Annotated in this window: 3 protein-coding genes and 1 tRNA gene; all 4 read left to right on the top strand. The window is 55.6% G+C overall.

The window, feature by feature from the left end; translation table 11 throughout:
• Nucleotides 1-359: 359 nt before the first annotated feature.
• The 4 genes from FHW96_RS25695 (at nucleotide 360) to FHW96_RS25680 (ending at nucleotide 4,401) form a co-directional block, all read left to right on the top strand.
• A tRNA-Cys gene (locus FHW96_RS25695) sits at nucleotides 360-433 on the top strand.
• A gap of 163 nt (nucleotides 434-596) precedes the next feature.
• Nucleotides 597-1,847, top strand: coding sequence for an integrase arm-type DNA-binding domain-containing protein (locus FHW96_RS25690; RefSeq protein ID WP_172343410.1), 1,251 nt, complete (start codon nucleotides 597-599; stop codon nucleotides 1,845-1,847).
• Between the two features lie 206 nt (nucleotides 1,848-2,053).
• The gene (locus tag FHW96_RS25685; RefSeq protein WP_172343409.1) at nucleotides 2,054-2,515 is read left to right on the top strand and encodes a hypothetical protein; all 462 of its coding nucleotides are present in this window, start codon (nucleotides 2,054-2,056) and stop codon (nucleotides 2,513-2,515) included.
• Nucleotides 2,516-3,156: 641 nt separating this feature from the next.
• On the top strand, nucleotides 3,157-4,401 hold the full coding sequence (locus tag FHW96_RS25680) for a phospholipase D family protein (RefSeq protein WP_172343408.1): 1,245 nt from the start codon (nucleotides 3,157-3,159) through the stop codon (nucleotides 4,399-4,401).
• Nucleotides 4,402-4,585 lie beyond the last annotated feature (184 nt).

Raw genomic sequence — 4,585 nt, 5'->3', positions numbered from 1 at the left:
CACCGGCCTTGGGGCCTTCGAGATCGACTTCGACGATTTCGAGCGGGGTCTTGGGCGCAAAAGCAACGGCGGCGCGGGTCTTCATCTGTATGCTCTCCTGAATAGGCCGATGAGTCCCCGACCATTTTGTTTGCTTTACATACAAACCGGACGGGGGCGGCGTCAACGCCCCAATGGCATCAAGGCGATGGAAAGATAATTGTGGTCCCGCAAAGGGCCAATGGCAAGGAGGCAATCTCTAGCGCGGGGGCCGCATCGGGCTAGCGGTGTTTTCCGCAAAATAGTGTTCACAGATTTGCACGAATCGCTGTTGCCATCCGCGTTCGCCTCGTCTAGTGGCAGCCCCTCACCGCATGGATGGCCCGATGGCGGAGTGGTGACGCAGCGGACTGCAAATCCGTGCACGCCGGTTCGATTCCGGCTCGGGCCTCCAATTTTGCCTCTCAGGACGTCTGAGAGGGTCCCGTAAATGGCTGTTTTCTGCCGTTTTTATCTGGTATTATGCCTCGTGTGATGTCGAGGCATTTCACCAAATCTCACCCATATGATGGATGAAGTGATGGTAGGCTCCGACATGCCGATACGGAGATACCATCATGACGGACGGCAAGCGGCAGAAATCCGGGCTTACAGCGGCATGGGTGTCGCGCGCGAAGCCCAAAGACAAGCCCTATAAGCTGAGTGACCGCGACGGCTTATACCTGCTGGTGGAGCCAGCCGGTGGCCGCGTGTGGCGGATGAATTACCGCATTTACGGCAAGCAGAAAACCATAACTTTTGGGCGTTGGCCGGAGCTCCTGCTTGGAGAAGCGCGCGAGCGTTTGCTTGATGCGCGTCGGCTGTTGGCCAAGGGTGTTGATCCGGTCGAGCAGGCCAAGCTGGACAAGATCGCACGGACGCTGGCTGCTTCTCATACCTTTGAGGCGGTAGCTGGTGAATGGCTTGAGAAAATCATTGCCGAGGGCGCGGCGGCGATGACGGTTAAAAAGGCCCGGTGGCTTTTGGCGAAGCTTTATCCCGCCATAGGTCGCCGTCCGATCCGGGAAATTTCGGCGCATGAACTGCTTCTGGCGTTGAAGAAAATCGAAGCAACCAAGCGCTACGATACCGCCAATCGGGCGCGCACCGCCGCCAGTCAGATTTTCAGATATGCCATCGCCACGGCGCGCACTGAGCGGGATATAGCCTCAGATCTTCGTGGGGCCTTGGCGACGCCTAAAACGACTCATCGTGCGGCAATCACCACTCCGATGGAGGCAGGCGCTTTGCTACGGTCCATTGACGATTACGATGGACATCCCCTGACTGGGACCGCCTTGCGGTTGCTGGCTCACGTCTTCGTTCGGCCCGGGGAATTGCGCTGGGCTGAATTCAGCGAGTTTGATCTGGAGAGGAAGGTATGGACGATCCCGGGCCATAAGATGAAAATGCGTCGCCCGCATGCCGTTCCATTGTCCCGGCAGGTGATTGCCATACTGGCAGAGATCGAGCACGATTCGGGTTATAGCCCTTTCCTTTTTCCCTCCCTTCGTGCGCTTGATCGACCAATGTCCGACAACACAATCAACGCGGCTTTGCGCCGATTGGGCTATGCTAAGGATCAGATGACGGGCCATGGATTTCGCGCAATGGCGGCAACGTTGCTCAATGAGATGGGATGCTGGAATCCCGACGCGATTGAACGCCAGCTTGCCCACGCAGATGGCAACTCAATCCGGCGCGCTTATGCTCGCGGGCAGTATTGGGATGAGCGTGTGCGGATGATGCAGCACTGGTCCGATTACCTCGACCAATTGCGTGTCGGCGCAACGATATTGCGACCCCAGTTTGGGCACAGCGGATCTTAGAGCCGGATGGGATTGAGAGATCTATCGGATATCACGGACTGGGAATGACACCTGATTGCCCGGTCTTTTCGCCTTCCAAGCGCGCTGAACGTCGGCAGGCAACGAATGTGTGACGTGGTTGCATGCGCTCCAGAGCGGCTTTGTCAGACGGTAATTGCCGCTGCCATCAAACTGCTATCCCTTCACCCCCTCGTAGGAGATCTGGAATGCGCTATTTCCTCGACACCGAATTCAACGGCTTCGGCGGTGAGTTGATCTCCATCGCATTGGTGCCCGAAGAGGAAGGACGCGCCCATTTCTATGAAGCCATCACCTGTCCTTCGCCTACGCCATGGGTTGCCGAGAATGTGATACCGGTACTGGAGGTCAAACCTCGCAGCCGAGCCCAGGTGGCACGCCTGTTTGCCCGTTATCTCCATAATGATCCGGAGCCTTTGTTGGTGGCCGACTGGCCCGAGGATATCGCTCATGCCGCGCGTCTGCTGGTGACAGGACCGGGGCTGATGGTGTCGGTGCGCGGCGTGCGCTTCGAGCTCTTCGGTCCCGACACTATCCTTGCGGGTGTCGGCCATCCCTCGACGGTTCCGCATAATGCACGTCATGATGCCGTGGCTCTGCGCGCGCGAATACTCGCCCATGAAGAATGGGAGGCATCCTTCCTAGAATAGCACCAGCATGGTGGGTGAGGCGATTAAACCAGCACCATTGGCCCGTCATATCGCGAGCTGGTCATCGCGCTTAGGGCATCGAAGAGATTGAATATGTATTTGATTTTTAATTAGGAAAATCATAACGATTTTTTGGAGGCCGCCAGATCGGCCACCGGATGGCGATGTCCGTCAAAATAATTTATCTGCCGATTGTTGGTTCCTCGCGGGGCGTCAATGCAGAGGTCGAATCTCTATTGCGTTGTTCTGAGATATGCAAACTGGGCTGGTTCGATCAGCATATAAGCGTTGGGGCAACAAATGATAAAATCTCGCGAGCGAATGTCTCGGTGGGCGGACGGTCCGGAACGGCAGCTATGACCGAGATAGGAGCCATAGCTGCCCTTCAAGCAGGTTTTGCGAGGTGCTAATCCTGTTGATGCTGGAATAATGCAGGAATTTTCCTGTTTGCCTGGGTCTCGTAACAGCATGCCGGAAGAAGAGTGGGGGGCATTCACGTTTGCGACGCGGTATCTTGGCAGCTACGGTCGTTGGCCGTCCTCCTCCTCGCTCTCCGGGAATTATCACGATCCCACAGCGCCCTGATTGCCGTATAAACTTCGCCGCCTCGAAAACGGGCTGGCATCAGTCGGAGCCAGTCCATGCGCCTAATAGTTTCTCCCAATGAACTATCTGCTGCCCTTGTTGAGCAGATCGAATCTTGTGAGCAGGTCTCGTTTGCGACCGCCTGGGCCAGCACTTCCTTTGACGGGTACAAGGCGCTCAAACGGCATGAGGACAAGATCGCGACCGCCGTGGTCGGGACCCATTTCTACCAGACGGACCCCAAGTTCATCGAGCATTTCGCTTCGCATAGTCAAGTCAGATTTATCCCCGCGACCGATGGGGTGTTCCACCCCAAGGTCTATTTCTTCGAGCATAAGGCTGGGAAATGGGCCTGTCTGATGGGCAGCGCGAACTTTACGGCCGGGGGCTTCGAGAAGAACCTTGAGGCGTGCTTTCTGATCACGCAGGGGCAGGATTCTGATGGTAAGCTGCTGACCGATATCAAAAAAACACTTATCGACTATTGGGAGCAGGGGAAAGCGGGGCATACGATCGATCTGGATGGCTATAAGCGGTTGCATCGACGGTTTGCCAAAAAGCTGGCTCAGGCTGCAGGGGTGTTCGGTGCCGGAGAGCCAGGTCTGCCGCTGGCGAACATCGAACTGCTCTCTATGAACTGGACGGCTTTTGAAAAGCAGGTTCAGAAACGTGATCCAGAGGGTTTCATACAGCGCATGAAAGTTCTCGCCGCAGCCAGGCTTCTCTTTGGCGGCGGCAACTCATTTGATGCAATGACAGAGGATGAGCGCTGCGGCATTGCAGGCCTTCGAGACATCGGTAAGGTTCCTTGGCAGTATTTCGGCGGAATGAACGCCTCGGTCCACTTCCCTCCCATCGTTAAGAATAACCCTGTAATTTTCAGCAAGGCGCTCGATGAAATTCCGCTTGATCGTCCAGTGACTAGAAAAGACTTTCTCGCATACGTGAAGCTGTTCGTGAGCGCCTTTAAAGGCGTGGATGGGCGCGACATTGGACATGGCCTCGGGACCGCAACACGCCTTTTGATCATGAAGCGCCCAGATACCTTCGTTTGCCTCAATGGGCCGAACGGGGAAAAGCTGTTCGAGGCATTTGGTATAAAGCTGCATCATAAAGATTATCAGGGATACTGGGATCAGATCATTGCGCGGATACAGCTTTCGGAATGGTGGAACGCGCAGGCCCCGAAGGGCGCGTTGGAACGTCGGATCTGGAATGGGCGGACAGCTCTTATTGATCTCTTTTTCTATGATCCCGACTACAATGAGAAAAAGAAATTGAAAAAGCACTTGGCTCGCTGAAGAGGCCAAGACGCCATTCATTCATCCAGTTTTAATTCGGATTGCAAACTGCCAGGCTCTATCATCTTGCCGTAATCAATGACGGCTGCCGACCGAGGCTGTGTAAAAACGCTTCCCAGGTGAATGGCGCGGGTGAGGACTTGGGGGTTTTGGTGCAGGAATGGCCAGCATCCGCCCTTGCCCG

Source organism: Novosphingobium sp. SG751A (assembly GCF_013149295.1).
Lineage (GTDB): Bacteria > Pseudomonadota > Alphaproteobacteria > Sphingomonadales > Sphingomonadaceae > Novosphingobium.
This window is presented reverse-complemented; position numbering and strand designations above follow the sequence as displayed.

What these genes read in the sequence shown, in the direction of transcription:
- FHW96_RS25680 (WP_172343408.1), top strand. Translation starts at nt 3,157, where the DNA reads ATGCGCCTAATAGTTTCTCCCAATGAACTATCTGCTGCCCTTGTTGAG.
- FHW96_RS25685 (WP_172343409.1), top strand. Translation starts at nt 2,054, where the DNA reads ATGCGCTATTTCCTCGACACCGAATTCAACGGCTTCGGCGGTGAGTTG.
- FHW96_RS25690 (WP_172343410.1), top strand. Translation starts at nt 597, where the DNA reads ATGACGGACGGCAAGCGGCAGAAATCCGGGCTTACAGCGGCATGGGTG.